Below are 1,134 nucleotides of genomic sequence, written 5' to 3'. Positions count from 1 at the left end.
CATGCCCTCAATTAAAGAGGGCAATTTGTGTTGATTTTTTATTCTTAAGGGTAAAAATTGATTTACATTAAAAAAACTAGAAAAAAAATTAAAAATCATCAAAAAATATGTTATATTATATAATATAAAGAATAGAAAGGGAATAAATATGAATAAAAATATAAAAAATAATAATAAAAATCAAATCAATGTTTTTGATGTTGGTTTTTATATTGTTAAAAATAATCCTTATCCAACTACCAAAATGAAACTAAACAAAATGATTTATTACGCTCACGCCAAACATTTAGTGAAAACTAAAAAACCTCTTGTGAAAGAACAAATACAAGCTTGGATTTATGGTCCCGTTTTCCCTGAATTGTGTAAACAATTAAAAAAATTTACTTATCAACCATTAAATATTGATTCTTTATCAATAGGAGACGAAACTAAAATAAATGCCACTCAAAAACAAATTCTTGATGATATTATTTCATTATATGGCAATAAGGAAGCCAGTTTTTTATCTCAACAAACTCACGAAGAAGACCCATGGAAAAACACATATTATATTAATTCTGATTGGTCTAAAAACATTATTAAAAACAAAGATATTTTAGAATATTTTTCTAAAAATACTAAACACATTTGCCAACATGGATAAAATAGTTAATGATCTTTTCCGTTATCGTTTTGATCGGAATTTAACAGATATTTCCAGTTTTAAAAAAATCAAAACATTTACTCAAGTTTTAGAAAAAATTATCGCCCCCTTAAATAAATATCTTGAGTACACATGGGAAATTATCAAAGAATCACACAATAAAGGGCCTAGATACCATTCGGTCAAAAAAGAAATTCTTGCTAAAAAAGGGTTTACACACACCGTTAACCTTTCTGAAGATGAATATATTTATCAAATGTCACTTAATTTGAAAGAACGCGTTTATGGTATAACTGTTGATAAATATTTTGTTATTATCGCTTATGATTCAGAACATAAAGGAAACACAAAGAAAAAATAAACTATTTATCACCTTTAGAATATAAAAATATTAATAAATAAATGATTAAATTTCATGCCCTCAATTAAAGAGGGCAATTTGTGTTGATTTTTTATTCTTAAGGGTAAAAATTGATTTACATTAAAAAAAC

The 1,134-nt window shown here is 25.0% G+C and carries 2 protein-coding genes; both read left to right on the top strand.

What is annotated here, in order from left to right:
• Positions 1–148: 148 nt before the first annotated feature.
• Positions 149–643, top strand: a complete 495-nt coding sequence (locus J8J04_RS03040) for a Panacea domain-containing protein (protein WP_212332243.1) — start codon at positions 149–151, stop codon at positions 641–643.
• Positions 636–1,004, top strand: coding sequence for a hypothetical protein (locus J8J04_RS03250; protein ID WP_225885846.1), 369 nt, complete (start codon positions 636–638; stop codon positions 1,002–1,004). The genes J8J04_RS03040 and J8J04_RS03250 overlap by 8 nt, the downstream gene beginning before the upstream one ends.
• The last annotated feature ends 130 nt before the right edge of the window (positions 1,005–1,134 follow it).

This window comes from 'Fragaria x ananassa' phyllody phytoplasma (assembly GCF_018274325.1).
Classification (GTDB): Bacteria; Bacillota_I; Bacilli_A; order Acholeplasmatales; family Acholeplasmataceae; genus Phytoplasma.
The sequence above is the reverse complement of the archived record's forward strand: the minus strand, read 5'-3'. Positions and strand labels throughout refer to the sequence as shown.

Bases quoted from the DNA above. Each gene is read 5' to 3' on its own strand.
- J8J04_RS03040 (WP_212332243.1), top strand. From the start codon at position 149: ATGAATAAAAATATAAAAAATAATAATAAAAATCAAATCAATGTTTTT.
- J8J04_RS03250 (WP_225885846.1), top strand. From the start codon at position 636: ATGGATAAAATAGTTAATGATCTTTTCCGTTATCGTTTTGATCGGAAT.